Source organism: Terrimonas pollutisoli (genome assembly GCF_029360765.1).
Taxonomy (GTDB): Bacteria; Bacteroidota; Bacteroidia; order Chitinophagales; family Chitinophagaceae; genus Terrimonas_B; species Terrimonas_B pollutisoli.
The window spans coordinates 209,138-227,616 of the sequence record NZ_JARKNA010000004.1 but is presented as its reverse complement, the minus strand read 5'-3'; the positions used below and the strand labels follow the sequence as shown (position 1 = coordinate 227,616).

Genomic DNA, 18,479 nt, shown 5'->3' with positions numbered 1-18,479 from the left:
TTAAGAGTTGGCTACTTCAATTGGCAATCCTTTCAGTTTCCAATCGGGAAAACCTTCAAAAAGGCGTTTGGCCTTGAACCCTTTTTTAACAAGCAGGGTGACAGCTTCATCTGCAAAAACACAAAACGGACCTCTGCAATAAGCGATATATTCCTTATTCTTAGCTAGTTTTTTGAGTTTAGCAGACAATTCTTCGACCGGGATATTAATGGCATCGGGAATATGACCATTCTTATATTCCCCCGCCGGACGAACATCTAACAAGACTATATTCTTTGATTTTAGCCTGTTCAATAGTTCATCTATTTTCACTGCTTCCAGGATATTACGTTTCTCCCTGAAATCTTTAATCAGCCTTTCCATCTCTGTCATTCTCTCCAACCCTAACTCCCTCATAGCCTGCCAGGCCCTGTAAATTTCATCATGGCTAAGCCTGTAATGAATAAAATTCCCTCCGCGCCTTATTTCCACAAGGTTGGCTGCCTTCAGCACCTGTAAGTGCTGCGATGTATTGGCAATGGACATATCGGTATCAACTGCTATTTCCTCCACTGATTTTTCACCCTGTCCCAGCAGGTCAATAATCTCAAGCCGGTGTGGATTGGCCATCGCCTTAATCATATTTGCAAGGATGGAATATACTTTGTCCTTAAAAATTCTTTTTTCCATATTGGCAGAATATTGGTCAAAAATAAGTAAATTCAACTATTCAATAAAATACTTGAATAGTTAAACTCAAAGGAACTTTTCTTCGGATTACCCATAACCCGGATGCGCAAGGAATACATCTTCTAAAAAATAAAAGCCTTGTTATGGAATCAACATCAACCAGGCAGCTTGATACTGCGGACCTTGAACAAAAGGTAAAAAATATGTATCGCGATGTAGCGCTGCACCCGGAACAGGAATATCATTTTGCTATGGGTCGCCAACTTGCGGAAAAACTCGGCTATCTCATGATTGATCTGGATCGTATTCCTTCTTCCGCTATTGAATCCTTTGCCGGTGTTGGCTATTTTTTTGATTTGGCATCCATTAAAGAAGGAGAAACGGTGCTTGACCTGGGCAGCGGATCTGGCACAGATTCGTTTATAGCCGCCCTGAAAACCGGAAAGTCCGGACAAGTGTGGGGTGTGGATATGACCGATGAGCAATTGGAAAAATCGGAACGTTTGCGTAAGGAAGCTGGCTTTGAAAATGTTTTTTTTCACAAAGGTTATATCGAAAAACTTCCTTTTGCCGATCAAAGTGTTGATGTAGCGATCAGTAATGGTGTTATCAATTTATGTTCCGACAAGGAAAAAGTTTTTAAAGAAATCGAAAGGGTGCTAAAAACCGATGGCCGGTTAGCAATTGCTGATATTGTAACCGAAAAACAACTGCCGCAAAATGTTGTCAGCAATACTACACTGTGGGCATCCTGTATTGGCGGCGCCAGCCAGCAGGATAATTACAGACAAGCCATTGAAAAAAGTGGATTACAATTACTGCAAGTTCGAACTAACCCTTCTTATCATTTCCTGTCCAAATCAGCCAAAGGTGCGTCAAAAGACTATGGCGTAAAAAGTGTATCGCTACTCGCACAAAAAAAATAAAACCATGAATGCAGACAAAGAACTGTTGAAAAAATTACCCCTCGTTATGCAACGCATTTTTAAATTTCTAAGCAGCATGTTTATTTTTTTTGCTTCCGTTGCTTTATATGCACAGGACGAACAACCCTTGATTGGCCAGCCGGCTCCTTTATTTGAACTTAAGGGGATCGACGATATAACATATTCATTGGGCCAATTGAAAGGAAAGTATGTAGTGATTCACTTTGCAGCAACCTGGTGTCCTTTTTGTAATGCAGAAGCACCATTCCTCGAAGAACTTAGTCAAAATTACCGGAACAAAAATGTGCAGGTATTTATAATCGATGTAAAAGAAGATAAGAACCTGGTCGAAAAATCGCTGGCCCGCTTTCACTTTTCATTTCCTGTATTACTGGATACGAATGGAACGGTATCAGCAAAATATGCACCCGAGGAGGTACAACCGGCTCTTGCAAGGCATGAAGTGCCGATTGCCTCTAACCTGATAATTGACAAAGAAGGAAAAATAAGGTTTTATTCTTTGCTGAATACAGTAAGTTTTGACGCAAAACTTACCAAGCTAAAACAAAAATTGGATGAATTGCTGAAAGATAAAAACTGATGATGGTACATTGGCCTCTAATATTCCTGTTTCATTTTTTGCCTTTCACTAATCAAAGCAGTGCTGACAGTATTATAAAATTAACAGCGCCGGAAGTTATTGTTCATGCCGGGAAAAAGGCAACAATAAATGTTTATGTTGTTGTAAAGAAGGGATTTCATATCCAGTCCAATGAAGTAAATGACGAATTTATAGTACCTACCACACTTGAAATGACTACAGGAGACATAATAACGACTGGCAAATACTCATTTCCTGCGGGAAAAAAATTCAGATTGGAAGGAACGGATAATTATTTGTTTGTGTATGATGGAAACTTCAAAATTACAATACCATTTAAGGCAAGTGAAAAAATTCAAAAAGGGAAATATCCATTGTATGCCAAACTTCGCTACCAGGCATGTGATTCCAGAACTTGTTTTTTTCCTAAAAGCATTGATTTTATAATTTTTGTAACAGTACTATAGCATAATACCACTACTTAACGAGCTGGTTGAAATCTTATGAATATTAATTTTTAAATCGCCTATGCAATACCAGGAATATTATATAGAACCATCATTAAGACCTTTCGTGAAAGTAATTTGGTAGATGGGAAAGTAATGCCCCCAGTATCACTATTCAAAATAAATAGGCATTGTTTTCTGTGGTTTGATCTTTTACTCGCCCGTTATCACCAATTATCCTTCAAATCCGCAGAGGACTCGATCTGCCTTAAAAATTCGTGGAACAAACAAGAGATTTAAGAAATAAATGCTGATTCTTAAATATTAAAATCGGTTTACCTTTAGATTCATATGGACTAATAATGGGGGCCCTATGAATAAGGGGTATTAGCAAAAAGCATCACTACAATGAAATTTTTGCAATTCATAGGACTTTTAATCTTACAATCTTTCTTCTGTATTATTTGTTTGGCCCAAAAAGAAATAGACAGCCTGAAAAAACTATTGCCTTTAACACAAGATAGTGCAAAAGTGGATTGCCTGAATGCACTGGGCTGTTGGTATGGAAATTCAACGGATAGTCTGAATTGGGATACAGCAATTATATATATAAATCAAGCTGATCAAGAAGCCGTAAGAATAAATTATACTAAAGGAATAGCTGACGTTCTGTTCAACAGGGGGTTTATGGAAATGAACAAACATCATTATCAAACTTCCGAACGATATTTCCGGAAATCTATCCCATACCTTGAAAAAGCCCGGGATAAGCCGAGCCTGGGCGGTACGCATCATATTCTCGGGTATATTTTATATGTCCAGGGCGATTTCGATAAAGCCATAGCTGAATTTCAAACCTCTATTCATTTTTTTCAGCAGCCATCCCCGGAATGGGACGGAAAAGAAATTATCAAGTCCTTAGAATTTTTGAGTGTGATTTACGGTTTGAAAGGTGAACTGGAAAAAGGGTTTGAGCTTGCCCAAAAAGGTTTGGCGGAAAGCCAACAAAAAAATGATTCTTTAGGAATGGCGTTTCCCCTAATGATCATTGGAGACCTGTATCTGAGCATGGGTGATTATCCAATGGCTTTGGAATATTATTATTCAAGCGCCGCCATGGGAGGAAATGAAGATATCTATCTGTCGAACCAGATGGCGGCAGCTCATAATGCGATGCAGCAATATGATTCAGCACTATACTACCACCAGAAAGCCCTGGTGAGAGACCCTGCAAATAATTATGCACATATTATTTTGGGCGAGATTTATTTACAGCAAAAAAAATACAAGGAAGCATTGCTGATTTTTAAGAAGGCAGCTTTATTTCTAAAAAAGAACAATGGTCGCAAAGAACTCCTGAGAGTGTTTCCCGATATAGCAAAAGTATATATGGCTCAGGGAAACTATCCTGCATCGCTTTATTATACAAAGGAAGGGTTGGCATTGGCGCAGGAGACAGGCGCCCGGCAGTATATAGCCAACGGCTTTAAAATGCTGGCAACTATTTATGAAAAGATGGGAGTAAGTCAGAAATCCCACCAGTATTTGAAACAATATATAATGCTGGAAGATTCCCTGCTGAGTGATCAATTTAAAGCCAAACTATTCGGTTATAAATCGGTAGTGCAAAATGAAAAAAAACAGGCGCAGATAGAACGGTTAAACAAAGAAAAACAGATCAGTCTGCAACAGTTGAAAATACAACAACAGCACTTGCAACGGGCATCTTTGTTGAAAAAGATTCTTATTGGTGGCATTCTTGCTTTTGTGTTACTGGGTATTATTCTTTTCAGGAATTTGATCCTTAAACAAAGGAATGAAAAACTAAAAAGCGAAAGAACACAGGCTATCCTCCAACACAAAACAGTGGAGCTGGAAATGCAGGCCCTCCGTGCTCAGATGAACCCCCATTTTATTTTTAATTGCCTTAGTTCCATTAACCGGTTTATTTTAAAAAATGAAAGCGAACCGGCATCCGATTATCTTACAAAATTTTCCCGGCTTATCCGCATGGTGCTCACCAATTCTAAAAAAACATTTATTACCCTGGAAGATGAATTGGAAACGCTCCGGCTTTACCTGGAAATGGAACGTTTGCGCTTCGGGTATGCTTTTGATTTCAACATCAGTTTTAAAAATGAAATTGACCCGGAACATATTTTTATCCCCCCACTGCTGTTGCAGCCATTCGCTGAAAATGCCATCTGGCACGGACTGATGCACAAGCAGGACCAGGGGCGTCTTGAAATTGAATTGAGCTTAAACGAGAAGATCTTAGCCTGCATAATTACGGACAATGGCATTGGTAGAAGTAAAGCTGCTATTATTAAAAGCAAGTCGACCGAAAAGCAAAAATCAATGGGACTGCAGATCACCACAGAACGCCTGGCATTACTCAATCACGACTCCAATGTAAGAACCTTTTTTAGTATCCAGGATCTTACAGACGACAACGGCGAGCCTGCAGGAACACAAGTGATCCTTAAAATCCATTACAGGGACATGGTGGAAGCTCCGGTTGAATTATGAAATAAAAAATACAAAATGATCACAGCAACCATTGTTGACGATGAGCCTTTCTGTTGTGAATCTTTAGCCACGCTACTGGAAAGGTACTGTCCTGATGTAAAAGTCCTGGACATCTGTTATTCTGCTACCGATGCCCTGCAATCTATACATCAGCAAAAACCCCAGATACTTTTTTTAGATATCGAAATGCCCCACATGAACGGGTTTGAATTATTGGAAAAAATACCATCAATTGATTTTGAATTAATCTTTACTACCAGCTACGATCAGTATGCCATTAAAGCCATTCGCTTCAGTGCACTGGATTATTTATTAAAACCCATTGACCGGGATGATTTACAAAAAGCGGTACAAAAAGCAGTGCAACGCCAGAAGTCTCCGCTTCCACAGCAAATCGAAATTCTTTTACATAAATTAAGCCACCCCACTATTCCTGTTAATAAAATAGCTATCCCAACCATGGAGGGTCTTCAAATGATTTTTGTTGAATCAATAATAAGCTGCACCTCCCACAGCAATTATACTACCCTCTTTTTAAAGAATAAGCAAAACATTATCGCTTGCCGTACCCTGAAAGAAATTGAAGAAATGCTGGAGGATTACTCTTTCGTCCGGGTTCATCACTCCCATCTTGTTAATCTTAACGAAGTGGAAAAATACATTAAAGGAGAAGGCGGGTATCTCCTTATGAGTGATGGCACATCTATAGACGTTTCCCGTAGTAAAAAGGAAATACTTCTTAAAAAACTCAAGCCCGGCAGGCATTAACACATTCATTTCAAAAATAATCATTGGGATCGTTCAACTGTCATTCGTTAATGCAGGTTGCTCAATATAGCTGGCAAATGCATTAGTGCAGGTATAGTTTTGTTGCTGCAAGCCTTGCAGACAAACCAAAATCTATTAATCAATAAACTTAAAATCATGAAAAAGATTTTTTTCTTCACAGCAATTACATTCTTAACGCTAAGTTCCTGCAGAAAAGAAGGAACAACATTAGCGAAAAACCAAACATCAGTTCAAAGCCAGACCCAAACATTGGCAAAAAATCAACAGCAACCAGTTTTGAGTACTGCGAGTTCCAATGGGGCTGCTGTTCCGTTCCATGGAAGTTTTGACGAAAGTTTAGATGGTGTTCAACTTTACAATTCATGTACGAATGAACAGATGACTTTATACGGATCTGTTCATTATGTTTTTCATGGCTTTTATGATGGCTCTGATTCAAAGATAACTTTTCATTATGATTTACCAGGGACGGTTAGCGCTGTAGGCGAAAGTGGTAGGGAGTATATTGTTACCGGAACCCTAAATGCACAGGAAGGGGAATTTTCTGTGGATGAATTTACATTCAAGTTTATAAATAAATATCGCTTTATTACAAAAGGTGGAGGCCTTAATTTCTTTTATGAACTGACTCACTATCTTAAGGTCGATGCTGAGGGTAATTGGATTGTTATCAGAGAGGAAGTTGAAAAAACCTACTGCCGGTAATTGCTAATGACGTAAGCAAACGGTTCAAGTCAGTACTGGCATTCGACTACCCTTCACTATAGCATTGTTTATAGGTATTTCTGGCGAAAATAATTCATCAAAAGGAATGGCAACTATTTTCTAACATTTAAATAAACCTATTATGAAACCGAAATTAAAATCAATGCTGGTTTTTATGGCAGTGTCATTTATCATCTTCTCGGGATGCAAAAAAAGCGACAGCCATATTTCGCCTTCCGCTCTGTCGGCCCCCGATTCAAAGGCTGCTGAAACTGCAGCCAAAAAAGAAAAAGGTGACAAGCATGATCCGGGTACCATTACGTTTAATTATACCGGTCGTTCAACTGCTGGTTTTACCGGTAGCTTTACCGCAAGCGGTGGACCTGCAAAGGAAGGCACTGCTTTGATGGCCGTGAAAACTGTTGGCATGGAATTTCATTGCACAAATACCCTTGAACTATCAGGTGGCACTATCACAATCCTTTCTGTTTGTCAAATGTCAGATAATACAGGAATATGGTATGTTGAAAAAGGCACAGGCCGTTATAAGAAACTTCAGGGCGAAGGAACTCTCGTAATGACTTTTCCAGGGTCAGGCATTATTGTCAGGGAAGTGTTTACAGGTAAATTTTTAAAAGGACATGATCATAATAAAGAATAGCAAGTTTCGGATACCTGAGAATAACAATTACAGATTGCTTGTAGCATACTGAAGCATCAAAATAAAAGCTCCGCCTGTTTTAATAGAACTCTTTCTCACTGAAACACATCATAACTAAAACTTGTATGAGACCATTAACACGTCGACAGGAAGTAGTATGCAATTGATGAAAGCCTCAGACGGAAAGAAACATTGATCAAGAAATTACAGCCCGGAAGATATTGATCCGGTTTCATCACATTTACCATAATCATTGCGCCGGTTAAACTATCAGGGCTTCCCGCAAGTTGCTCAAACTGGCTGGTATCACGCCTTACGTTGATATAGATTTGGTTCAGCAATCAATACTAAATCATTCACACTAAAATTTACAATTATGAAACACATATCCTTCGTCATATTAATAACAAGTGCAACCACACTCAGTCTGAATTCTTGTAACAAGGACGACGACCTGACTCCTGCAGTTAATGATCGTTTCATCAACACAGCAGCGGCACCTTACACAATTGATCTTGTAGCCAGCTATTGGAATAAAATTGTGACGGGAGTTTACACCTGCTCCTTTCTAAACATCATTCCCCCTGGTTATAGTAATAACCGGGAGGTGAAAGTTTATCTATTGAAAGCTGAACAGCAACTACAGATCAATAATCCCATCCGTTTTATGGATGGTGAATTATCGGCAACCACCACTCCCACTGATGTAACAATAAATTTCCGCCACTATGGTGAGTTGCCTTTTAATTACCTGGCTATTAAAATTGTGATCGAATAAAAACGGGTTAGTTACTTTAAAAGGCAAATTATTGAACAACCGCAAATATTAACGACCGTTATTAAATACGTAAAATCCCAGTGCCAACACTGGTACATTTGCTCTTGCCATCGTCTGCCTTGCTTTCTATATTTGAAGCAGAAGTTGAATCATCCAATATCATTGAAAAGACCGTTCTAAATCCTTGTAAAAACCAACACTCAACTTCTCCGTCCATTAAATCTAATTAAGGGCCTTCGTGAGTAACGATGGCCCTTTTAGTTGAAATAAATGCGACCACTTTTGATAAAAGAAAGTGTGTAACAAACCCTGCAAAGAATTCAGCTAATAAAAAACGGGCAACACTTCTAAAATTCGATATACTGCGGTGACTTGGAGATTACCGGAGTCGAAACGCCCAATACCCTCCGGCTACGGCATAGTAACCGGCTATGCCCGGTCCTCTCTTTTTAAAAAGAATAAGGTATAACCAAAATTCAATTCATTATAAATGACAAACCCGAATTGCTGATACCAGGGAATGTTTTTTACGGTGGAAGTTTCGAGGCAAAGAACCCGACTTGCTGATTTACTATCCGCAATTATTTCACGCATCAATTGACTTCCTGTTCCCTTGCCCTGGAATGCTGGGTCAACCCCGATAAACCATAAATAATACATAGCTTCTTCAACCGTCGTTCTTTGATCTTTACCTCCCGCTCAATAGCCTTTTTTAGATGGAATAAGCCAATAGAGAAAAACACCAATTTCAGATCCAGCCACATACGCTTAATGGATGTTCTTTTCTTATCCGGAAACAAAACCAACGCACATCCATGCTGATCGTCTGCCAGGAACACCTTTCCATACAGGTGACAGATATCGAAGGAATACTCCATTAGTTTCCTAATTCGCTGCTTTCTTCGTTTGTCCTGCGGAATAATATAATTGACACCTTTATTATCATCAAACGAGCTGGCAAGAATATTTACAATATGCTGCTTATCCTGAACACCGGCTGTCCCCATATCGAATAACCTTTAGTTTAACTCAGTCAACTCATTAGTACTGAAGCAAAAATGTCGGAAAAACTGGCATGAAAAGCATTTGGCTGAATAATAAAAAAATACCGGCTCACACAAATGCAACCCGACTTTAGGGATGCCTACCCACAGGCCAACACCGGTTCGGCAAACAATTTTTCCCCAATCATATGCTAAACAGGCGAAAAAATCTAAAACTTAAGGTATAAGCTTAAATAAATGTCAACCAAAAGAAAGAAATATGGCAATTTTTCAAGAATTTTGCACCCGATTTTAAAAAATTTACAAATGAGCAATACACCCAGTACATTATTTGATAAAGTGTGGGATTCCCATGTAATCAGGAAAATAGAAGATGGCCCTGATGTATTCTTTATCGACCGCCATTTTATTCATGAAGTAACCAGCCCGGTTGCGTTCCTCGGATTAGAAAATCGCGACCTTAAAGTAATGTTTCCGGAGAAAACATTTGCTACGGCTGATCATAATACACCAACCATCAACCAGCACCTGCCGGTAAAGGATCCGCTTTCCGCCAATCAATTAAAAGCACTGGAAGTCAATTCAGCCAGGTATGGTATTTCACACTGGGGATTAGGCAATCCTAAGAATGGCATCGTGCACGTGGTTGGACCTGAAAACGGAATTACGCTACCTGGCATGACCATCGTATGCGGCGACTCCCATACTTCTACGCATGGTGCGTTTGGCGCTATTGCTTTTGGTATCGGTACATCCGAAGTGGAAATGGTACTTTCTTCACAATGTATCATGCAGCCCAAACCTAAGAAAATGCGCATCAACGTAAATGGCAAGCTGGGCAAAGCTGTTACGCCAAAAGATGTAGTGCTTTATATCATAGCTAAATTGACGGCTGCCGGGGCTACCGGTTATTTCGTGGAATTTGCCGGCGAGGTGTTTGAGAACATGAGCATGGAAGGAAGGATGACGGTTTGCAATATGAGTATTGAAATGGGTGCCCGTGGCGGTATGGTAGCTCCTGATGAAACAACCTTTGCTTATATCAAAGGAAGAGAAAAAGCTCCCAAAGCTGAAGCATGGGACAAAGCATTGGCTTACTGGAAAACATTAAAGACAGATGCAGGTGCCAGTTTTGATGTTGAACATACTTATGATGCCACGGACATTGAACCAATGATTACTTACGGTACAAACCCTGGCATGGGAACCGGTATTACCAAACATATTCCTGTTTCAAAAGAAGCCGGCAGCAGTAAAGCCAGTTATGAAAAATCACTGGACTATATGGGTTTTCATGAGGATGACAGTATGCTGGGTAAAAAAGTGGATTATGTTTTTATTGGCAGTTGTACCAATGGACGTATTGAAGATTTCCGTGCTTTTGCTTCCATCGTTAAGGGCAGAAAGAAAGCGGAGCATATTACTGCCTGGATCGTTCCCGGTTCACATATAGTGGAACAGCAAATAAAAGATGAAGGCATACTGGATATATTAATTGAAGCTGGATTTCAATTACGTCAGCCTGGTTGTTCCGCTTGTTTGGCAATGAATGATGATAAGATACCTGCCGGCAAATATGCGGTAAGTACCAGCAACAGGAATTTTGAGGGCCGGCAGGGACCCGGCGCAAGAACCATGCTGGCAAGTCCATTAGTGGCAGCTGCAGCAGCAGTAACCGGCGTTGTGACTGATCCGAGGGAGTTGATTGGTGAGTAGTCAATAGGCAATAGACAATGAGCAATGGGCAATTGACAATCATCATTACGGCTCAGCAACAAAAGAAGTTTATAAAATAATATTTAAGGATAACAATTATATATGGCTTACGATAAATTTACAGTGCTTACCAGTTCGGCGGTTCCGATGCCGATTGAAAATGTAGATACGGATCAGATCATACCTGCCCGTTTTTTAAAAGCAACAGAACGTAAAGGGTTTGGAGATAATCTTTTTCGCGATTGGAGATATGACGCGGACAATACGCCTAAAAAAGATTTTATTTTGAATAACCCTCTTTATTCAGGAAAAATATTAGTGGCGGGAAAAAATTTTGGCAGTGGCAGTAGTCGTGAACATGCGGCATGGGCTATTTATGATTACGGGTTTCGTTGCGTGGTATCCAGCTTTTTCGCGGACATTTTTAAAAACAATTCACTCAACATCGGCATACTGCCGGTACAGGTAAGTGAGGAATTTTTAAATAAAATATTTACTGCCATTGAAGCGGACCCGGCTACACCAATTGACGTCAATCTTCCTGATCAAACCATTACTATCCTGGCTACAGGGGAAAAAGAATCCTTTGGCATCACCGGTTATAAAAAACACAATATGATCAATGGTTATGATGATATTGATTTCATGCAGTCGCTGAAAAAAGATATACAGGCGCATGCCGCTAAAAGCATTTATTAAACCCCCAGCCCGCCTGGTGGCGGGAGCAATAGACTCCTGTAGTTTAAATAAAGGCTATTAAGGATTTAGCATCAGCCAGCATACATAAAAATAATGCCACAGCAACAACATATAGAAATAATGGATACCACACTCCGTGACGGTGAACAAACCAGCGGCGTGTCGTTTTCGGCGTTAGAAAAGCTGACTATCGCCCAGCTTTTATTAACCGAAGTAAAAGTTGATCGTATAGAAATCGCATCGGCCCGTGTATCCGAAGGTGAGTTTGACGCCGTTAAAAAAATTACGAAATGGGCGAAGGCGAATGGCTTTTTAAATAAAGTGGAAGTATTGACATTTGTAGATGGAGATGTATCGGTACAATGGATGCAAAAGGCAGGCGCTAAAGTAATGAACCTGCTTACAAAAGGCTCTTTAAACCATTTAACGCACCAGCTAAAGAAAAAACCGGAACAGCATTTTGCTGATGTAGCGGCCGTGATCGCATTGGCCAGGAAAAAGGGATTGGAGAGTAATGTATACCTCGAAGACTGGAGCAATGGCATGCGTCACTCAAAAGACTATGTTTTTCAATATCTCGATTTTTTACAGCACCAGCCGGTAAAAAGAATTATGCTGCCTGATACGTTAGGTGTATTGACCCCGGCTGAAGTATTTGATTACATATCTGAAATAGTACAACGTTATCCGCAGATTCATTTCGATTTTCATGCGCACAATGATTATGATTTGGGTACCGCTAACGTATTGGAAGGCGTAAAGGCAGGCGCTAAAGGAATACATTTAACCATAAACGGGATGGGCGAAAGAGCGGGCAACGCACCACTGGCCAGCACCATCGCCGTATTGAATGATTTTATGCCGTCGGTAAAAACGGCCGTAGCGGAAAAGTCATTGTATAGAGTAAGTAAACTGGTCGAAACATTCTCAGGCTTCCGCATTCCTGTCAACAAACCCGTGGTAGGTGAAAATGTATTTACCCAAACAGCAGGTATACATGCTGATGGCGATAAAAAAAATAAACTCTATTTCAGCGACCTGATGCCGGAACGATTCGGCAGGGATCGCAAATATGCATTAGGAAAAACAAGCGGCAAGGCCAATATTGAAAACAATCTGCAGCAATTGGGTATCCAGCTTTCGGACGAGGACCTGAAGAAAGTTACACAACGCATCATAGAACTGGGGGATAGAAAAGAAGTAGTAACACAGGCCGATCTGCCTTATATCATATCAGATATATTGGACAGCAATACGATTGATGAAAAAGTAAGAATAGAAAATTATGTGCTCACCCATTCTAAAAATTTAAATCCCTCTGTTACACTAAAGATCAGTATAAACGGTGAAGTATTTGAAGAGCATGCACAAGGCGATGGGCAATACGACGCCTTTATGAATGCATTGAAAAAAGTATACAAACAAAAAAAATCAGAGCTTCCCTTGCTGACTGACTACGCCGTTCGTATTCCACCCGGTGGAAAAAGTGATGCGCTATGCGAAACAATTATCACCTGGAAATATAATAACAAAGAATTCAAAACACGGGGCCTGGATAGTGATCAAACTGTTTCGGCGATTAAAGCAACACAAAAAATGCTGAATACCATTCAGCCCCAATAATTATTTTTATAGCATTCCCCCAACAAAAATCAACATGGCAACAAAACATATCTTAATCGTTCCCGGAGATGGAATAGGACAGGAAGTAACCGCAGTAGGCAAAAAAGTATTGGATAAGATCGCCGCGAAATTCGGACATACATTTATCTATGATGAAGCGTTGATCGGCCATGTAGCTATCGAAGCAACAGGCAATCCATTACCTGATGAAACATTGGAAAAGATGAAAAAATCGGATGCCGTGTTGTTTGGTGCCGTTGGTCATCCGAAATACGATAATGATCCATCCGCTAAAGTAAGACCCGAGCAAGGTTTGCTGAAGATGAGAAAGGAATTAGGATTATATGCTAATCTTCGGCCTATTAAATTATTTGATGAACTACTGGGAGCCTCAAGTATTAAGCCTGAGATATTAAAAGGCGCCGATATCCTATTCTTCCGCGAGTTGACAGGTGATATCTATTTTGGTGAAAAAGGCCGTAAGAATAATGGCGATACGGCCTATGATGTTGCTGAATACAGCCGCTATGAAGTAGAACGTATAGCCCGCAAAGCGTTTGATGCTGCGAGAACAAGAAAAAAGAAATTGTGCTCCGTTGATAAAGCCAATGTAATAGAAACATCAAGATTGTGGAGAGAAGTGATACAAAAAATAGCGTTGGAATATCCTGATGTTGAAGTAGAACACCAGTTTGTAGATGCAACCGCTATGTTGCTGATAAAGGACCCGCGTCGTTTTGATGTGGTAGTAACAGCTAACTTGTTTGGCGATATTCTTACCGATGAAGCTTCGCAGATAGCAGGTTCTATGGGAATGTTAGCATCTGCCTCTATTGGTGATGGCACGGGAGTATATGAACCTATTCATGGTTCGGCGCACGATATTACGGGTAAAGGCGTAGCCAATCCCCTGGCTTCTATTTTATCGGCCGCCCTGCTGCTGGATATTTCATTTGGCATGAAAGCAGAATCAGAAACTGTTATCAATGCCATTGACCAGGTTTTAAAAGCCGGCTTCCGGACAAAAGATATTGCCGATGCACAAACAGCTGCTGATAAAATATTGGGAACGGACGCAATCGGGGAACAGGTGTTGAAAGTTATCTAATTTACCACTGTCTTACATAAAGTCAATGCCGGTTGCCTTCGAAGAGATGGTAATCAGATTCATACTACCTGGCGTGAAAGGGGAATGTGCCTGGTGAGGATATTTTGAAGAAGCATATACAAGTGAGTAACACTAGTTCTACGGGTTAGTTTCTTTCAGAGTTTATCTTTACCAGATGCATTTAATGAGCTTCCTTTCATTTCAGTCCGCAAATTAAAGAGGGTTGTTTAACTTCATCCTATCATGGTGACCGTTTTGCAGATTTTATTTGTTCTGGTATTAATTGTTTTAATAATTCTGTTTGTATTTAAAATAAAAAGAGCAAACGAACCCCTGCCACTGCCGGAGAATTACCGGGAGTTGCTTAATGACTATGTAAAGTTTTACAAGCAACTTGATGAGAAAGGAAAAGAAACGTTTGAAAAAAGAATTCAACACTTTTTATCTGCCGTGCAAATAACCGGCGTAAATGCTATTGTTGAAGATATTGACCGGCTTTTGATTGCAGCCGGGGCCATTATTCCCGTTTATGCATTACCCGACTGGCAATATATCAACCTGCACGAAGTTTTATTATACCCCGGAACATTCAATGAAGATTTTGACCTGGGAGGATCGGATCGCCATATCACAGGGATGGTTGGCACAGGGGCTATGCAGCATGTAATGATCATTACCAAGTGGCAATTAAGACAGGGGTTTATTAATGACAATGACGCCCACAACACAGCTATCCATGAGTTTGTGCATTTGATAGATAAGATGGATGGAACAATGGACGGCATCCCTGAAATAATTTTAGAACGGAAATACATAGACAGGTGGAAGAATATAATGGATTCAACTATTTGGCAAATGAAAAACCATGGATCCGATATTGATATGTACGGAACCACTAACCATGCAGAATTCTTTGCTGTTGTTTCCGAATATTTTTTTGAGCGGCCCGACTTATTAAAAGCAAATCATCCTGACTTGCATGAAATGCTTGGGAGGATATATAAAAGGGAGATATAATTTCGAAGTCACCTCGCATAGCGTGAGTGAATCCATTCTTCCCTCATTATTTGGAACAACACTTCGATGATTGTTTTTAAGAGGCACTAAATACAAGGGTAACCTGCAAAAGAATCAACTTTTCTTTCAAGTTTGAGATATTCATATTTTTCTTCGATTTGTCTCACAAAATAATCTCTCTCCAGAGTGTTATTCCTGATAATATCGCAACTCATTTTTGATTTAACATTATCGTTTGGCAACAACCCTGCCCTACCCCGCTGGTAAGATTCAATTAAACCAAACCGCATATCCTTGCTTTCGTAAATGCCAGGCAAGTTTTTCTTCCATTATTAAGGCTTCCTGCCTGGTCATAGGTTTCAAATTGATGTGATCGTAAAGACTGGGACGCAGATAAGCGCCATATTTCTGGACTATATAAGCCGATAGTTTGTGACCTTTCTTGTTAACGTATCCTGTCTTATGTTGCCTCAATCGTTCTGCCGGAGTCTTACTTGTCATACCTACATAAAGACACTCGAGTACTCCATTAAATTGTGGGTTAGCAGCCCGAAATTTTGAATTTTCGGTAAACACCCGCTTTGATAGCTCAACAACGTAAACCCGGTATATTAGTCTTGGCACAAAAATTCTGATTTTTCCAAAGGCAAAATAAGCATAATCAATGCTTCTGGGGCAGTTCTCAACCAAGGACGTTAGAATTACCCGGCTACCAGCTGTGAAACGCTTGTAATAATAATTTGCGGCTTTTCTTTAAACACTTTACCCTACCGATGACGCAAATATTTTTATCACTAATACAGTAATAGCTTTTCTCTCTTTAGCTTTTTACCGTTAGTGTTTTTGCGGGTGTAGTTCCTACTCGACTATTTTGTCTAATACTTGTCTGAAGTTCTCCTCTGATTTTGTTTTCATGTTTATCATTCAAATTGAGAATCTGCTTGTTGTTAAGTAGAGTCTTTGCAAGCCTCGGGCCTAGTTCTCCCATCTTTCTAGATTACTGGAATTTCCGATGACTACAGTTTATTCCTTCCGTTTTCTCCCGGGTAAAGACGACCAACTTTGTCGCTTTGCCAAAACTGTTTTGTCCCGATATCCACGATGCTAAGCTTACCTGAGAAGGCAGCACCGGTATCAATATTCCAAACATTACAACCCTGCATCGGAACGTCAACATTGTAATTAATTGTTGGGGTATGACCAATATAAATTTCTGTAAACAGCTTTAATCTTTTGGGAAAGAGTAATGAGTCGTTGGAAATGCGTCTATCCATAGCAAGCGCCATTTCCCATAAGGTTCTATCCCAACTAAAATTGGATGCATAAAATTCCTGCCGCGGCCCATGCATCGAAGTAAAACCAGCGTGAATGAACAGCCGGTTCTTTTCATCAATATGAAAATCGGTCATCTGCTCAAAAAGATTAAGGTGCCTGTTCCTGGTAGTTGTATCAACGGTTTTATAGCCTTCAACTGTTGAACGACCGCCATGAAACAACCATTCGCTGTCCGCATTTCCCGTTCGAAGCCAGTCTTCGCACCACAAATCATGATTACCTTTTATGAAAATGCAATTTTGCTTTTGGGACAAGTCAATTATAAAATCCACTACCCGGGCAGATTCACTCCATCCGCCCACATAATCTCCCAAAAAGATCAGGCAGTCATTTTCAGAAACATCAGCTCTTTCCAACACCTGTTTCAATGCCTGCAGGCCACCATGAATATCGCCAATCACTAAAGTTCTTTTCATCGTGAAATATATTGTATCGGTACCGAATTGGTAAGCCAGACATTATTGTCTGATAAGTAAAAATGGAAACCGGCATCATGCATGGCTTTTGCATCTATAAAAAGAATGACTGGCTTTCCATGCCGGCTGCCAACTGTCCTGGCAGTTTCTATTGTTTCACTCAGGTGTACATGTTGCCGGCCTTGTTTCTGCAGGCCGTTTGTCAAAATGCTATCGATATACTTTATTGCTGTGCCATGGTATAAAATATCCGGCGGAACAGTTGTTTTTAAATTCAATTCCACAACTATACTATGTCCCTGACTAGCCCTGATGCGACTCCGGTCTTCATTAAAGGCAAAACGCTTTTTATCGTTGGTCGCAACAATCTCATTGACGATCAAAGCATCAACCGCCACGCCTTTTTCATTAAGCTTATCAATGAGTTCCTGTACATCGGCCCATCCATTTTCATCCAGATGCAAACCGATTTCCTCAGGTCTGTGACGAAGCACCAGGCTCATCAATTTGCTGATGTGTTTTAGTTGTTTTTCCATTTTTATTTTAAAATATCCCTTACTTCCATTAATGCAAACCCTAACAGATTAGTGCCTTTCCACCGTACTGGATCTAAGGCTTCCTTTGCATCCTGCGCAAGGCCAATACCCCAAATGGTATCTGTTGGACTTGCTTCCACAATAACCTTCTCACCTGTATTAACTAAAAAATCCTTTAACGCCTGGTTCTGAGAAAACTTATACCTGTTGCCTTCCACCACAAGTTCATAACAAAACCTCTCCCAAACTTTCGCATCAAAATCCTTTACCTCTCTTCCCAAACTTTTAGCCAATGACGGCTTCTCCGATGCGATAATTTTTTCACAGGTGGTTTTATCATTAAACAATAATGCTTTCCCTGCCATCATCCAATGCTCAGCAGAAAGATATCTGGTACCATCAACAATAAACTCCGATGGTAACCATTGGCTGAAGCAGGATTTATCGACAACGCCTTCTTTCTTCTGCGTATGTCCCCAGAAAAAAAGATAGTCAGGACGAAACCCCTTTTTTATTTGTGCGGTTAACCAATTTGTTGAATACTTCATGTTTTGATTTTATGTTTACTTCCAAAAAATGACCGTACCAGTCGGATATTACCTGCAATGTTCGAATTAAACTCTTCCAATTCTTCCGCAGGCACCCAAAGCTCGTTATGGATATCTCCCCCTACATTTTGCACGGGATATTTTTTCAAATATTCTTCCGGCAGATCAAATGCAAGTACATAGCCTGCAAAACCGGAAAACTCATCCTCCGTATTCCACCTATCAGCAATTTGTGCTGCATACTCCTGGTTCATTACGGGGTAAAAAATAGGTTGCCAGTCCAACCGGGGTGGAAATCTTTTGAAGCCTGATTCTTTGACTAAGTCAAACTCTTTTTGGCCAACAGGACGATATAATGTCATTAACTTCATTT

Annotated in this window: 21 protein-coding genes; 13 read left to right on the top strand and 8 right to left on the bottom strand. The window is 40.1% G+C overall.

Going from position 1 to position 18,479, the window contains the following annotated elements:
- Positions 1-669 (bottom strand): ArsR/SmtB family transcription factor, encoded by a 669-nt coding sequence (locus P2W73_RS09605; protein WP_276501809.1) that lies wholly within the window; start codon positions 667-669, stop codon positions 1-3.
- 143 nt (positions 670-812) lie between these two features.
- Here P2W73_RS09605 and P2W73_RS09600 point away from each other — a divergent pair, with 143 nt between their 5' ends.
- The 8 genes from P2W73_RS09600 (at position 813) to P2W73_RS09565 (ending at position 8,104) form a co-directional block, all read left to right on the top strand.
- On the top strand, positions 813-1,595 hold the full coding sequence (locus tag P2W73_RS09600; protein WP_276501808.1) for a methyltransferase domain-containing protein: 783 nt from the start codon (positions 813-815) through the stop codon (positions 1,593-1,595).
- A 4-nt stretch (positions 1,596-1,599) separates the two neighbouring features.
- Positions 1,600-2,196: a TlpA family protein disulfide reductase gene (locus P2W73_RS09595; protein WP_276501807.1), complete on the top strand. Its 597-nt coding sequence runs from the start codon at positions 1,600-1,602 to the stop codon at positions 2,194-2,196.
- 2 nt (positions 2,197-2,198) lie between these two features.
- Positions 2,199-2,663 (top strand): protein-disulfide reductase DsbD domain-containing protein, encoded by a 465-nt coding sequence (locus P2W73_RS09590; protein WP_276501806.1) that lies wholly within the window; start codon positions 2,199-2,201, stop codon positions 2,661-2,663.
- A gap of 387 nt (positions 2,664-3,050) precedes the next feature.
- On the top strand, positions 3,051-5,171 hold the full coding sequence (locus P2W73_RS09585; RefSeq protein WP_276501805.1) for a tetratricopeptide repeat-containing sensor histidine kinase: 2,121 nt from the start codon (positions 3,051-3,053) through the stop codon (positions 5,169-5,171).
- A 15-nt stretch (positions 5,172-5,186) separates the two neighbouring features.
- The gene (locus P2W73_RS09580; RefSeq protein WP_276501804.1) at positions 5,187-5,939 is read left to right on the top strand and encodes a LytR/AlgR family response regulator transcription factor; all 753 of its coding nucleotides are present in this window, start codon (positions 5,187-5,189) and stop codon (positions 5,937-5,939) included.
- Positions 5,940-6,095: 156 nt separating this feature from the next.
- On the top strand, positions 6,096-6,665 hold the full coding sequence (locus tag P2W73_RS09575; RefSeq protein ID WP_276501803.1) for a hypothetical protein: 570 nt from the start codon (positions 6,096-6,098) through the stop codon (positions 6,663-6,665).
- A 142-nt stretch (positions 6,666-6,807) separates the two neighbouring features.
- A complete protein-coding gene (locus P2W73_RS09570) occupies positions 6,808-7,326 on the top strand; it encodes a hypothetical protein (protein ID WP_276501802.1) in 519 nt (172 codons plus the stop codon).
- A 376-nt stretch (positions 7,327-7,702) separates the two neighbouring features.
- Positions 7,703-8,104: a hypothetical protein gene (locus tag P2W73_RS09565; RefSeq protein ID WP_276501801.1), complete on the top strand. Its 402-nt coding sequence runs from the start codon at positions 7,703-7,705 to the stop codon at positions 8,102-8,104.
- Between the two features lie 429 nt (positions 8,105-8,533).
- On the opposite strand, the gene P2W73_RS26490 is transcribed toward P2W73_RS09565, so the two are convergent.
- Both P2W73_RS26490 and P2W73_RS09560 read right to left on the bottom strand, forming a co-directional pair.
- Entirely contained in the window at positions 8,534-8,764 is a 231-nt protein-coding gene (locus P2W73_RS26490) for a GNAT family N-acetyltransferase (protein ID WP_369127520.1), read from the bottom strand.
- Positions 8,698-9,111: a hypothetical protein gene (locus P2W73_RS09560; protein WP_276501800.1), complete on the bottom strand. Its 414-nt coding sequence runs from the start codon at positions 9,109-9,111 to the stop codon at positions 8,698-8,700. The genes P2W73_RS26490 and P2W73_RS09560 overlap by 67 nt, the downstream gene beginning before the upstream one ends.
- 303 nt (positions 9,112-9,414) lie before the next feature.
- Between P2W73_RS09560 and leuC the strand changes: the two genes are divergently transcribed.
- From leuC to P2W73_RS09535, 5 genes are all read left to right on the top strand, one after another.
- Complete coding sequence (gene leuC, locus P2W73_RS09555) at positions 9,415-10,824, top strand: 3-isopropylmalate dehydratase large subunit (protein WP_276501799.1); 1,410 nt, start codon at positions 9,415-9,417, stop codon at positions 10,822-10,824.
- A 102-nt stretch (positions 10,825-10,926) separates the two neighbouring features.
- Positions 10,927-11,523, top strand: a complete 597-nt coding sequence (leuD, locus tag P2W73_RS09550) for a 3-isopropylmalate dehydratase small subunit (RefSeq protein ID WP_276501798.1) — start codon at positions 10,927-10,929, stop codon at positions 11,521-11,523.
- 93 nt (positions 11,524-11,616) lie between these two features.
- Entirely contained in the window at positions 11,617-13,146 is a 1,530-nt protein-coding gene (locus P2W73_RS09545; protein WP_276501797.1) for a hydroxymethylglutaryl-CoA lyase-like TIM-barrel protein, read from the top strand.
- Positions 13,147-13,180: 34 nt separating this feature from the next.
- The gene (gene leuB / locus P2W73_RS09540; RefSeq protein ID WP_276501796.1) at positions 13,181-14,254 is read left to right on the top strand and encodes a 3-isopropylmalate dehydrogenase; all 1,074 of its coding nucleotides are present in this window, start codon (positions 13,181-13,183) and stop codon (positions 14,252-14,254) included.
- Positions 14,255-14,497: 243 nt separating this feature from the next.
- Positions 14,498-15,271, top strand: a complete 774-nt coding sequence (locus tag P2W73_RS09535) for a M90 family metallopeptidase (protein WP_276501795.1) — start codon at positions 14,498-14,500, stop codon at positions 15,269-15,271.
- Between the two features lie 270 nt (positions 15,272-15,541).
- Here P2W73_RS09535 and P2W73_RS09530 read toward each other — a convergent pair whose 3' ends face one another.
- The 5 genes from P2W73_RS09530 to P2W73_RS09510 all read right to left on the bottom strand — a co-directional run bounded on the left by P2W73_RS09530 (position 15,542) and on the right by P2W73_RS09510 (position 18,477).
- Complete coding sequence (locus tag P2W73_RS09530; RefSeq protein ID WP_276501794.1) at positions 15,542-15,895, bottom strand: ribose-5-phosphate isomerase; 354 nt, start codon at positions 15,893-15,895, stop codon at positions 15,542-15,544.
- A 392-nt stretch (positions 15,896-16,287) separates the two neighbouring features.
- Positions 16,288-17,022 carry a metallophosphoesterase family protein gene (locus P2W73_RS09525; protein ID WP_276501793.1) on the bottom strand — a complete coding sequence of 245 codons (735 nt, stop codon included), beginning with the start codon at positions 17,020-17,022 and terminating at the stop codon, positions 16,288-16,290.
- On the bottom strand, positions 17,019-17,558 hold the full coding sequence (locus tag P2W73_RS09520; RefSeq protein ID WP_276501792.1) for an RNA 2'-phosphotransferase: 540 nt from the start codon (positions 17,556-17,558) through the stop codon (positions 17,019-17,021). The genes P2W73_RS09525 and P2W73_RS09520 overlap by 4 nt, the downstream gene beginning before the upstream one ends.
- A gap of 2 nt (positions 17,559-17,560) precedes the next feature.
- Complete coding sequence (gene ybiA, locus P2W73_RS09515; protein WP_276501791.1) at positions 17,561-18,106, bottom strand: riboflavin biosynthesis intermediates N-glycosidase; 546 nt, start codon at positions 18,104-18,106, stop codon at positions 17,561-17,563.
- Entirely contained in the window at positions 18,103-18,477 is a 375-nt protein-coding gene (locus P2W73_RS09510; RefSeq protein WP_276501790.1) for an ADP-ribosylation/crystallin J1, read from the bottom strand. The genes ybiA and P2W73_RS09510 overlap by 4 nt, the downstream gene beginning before the upstream one ends.
- Positions 18,478-18,479 lie beyond the last annotated feature (2 nt).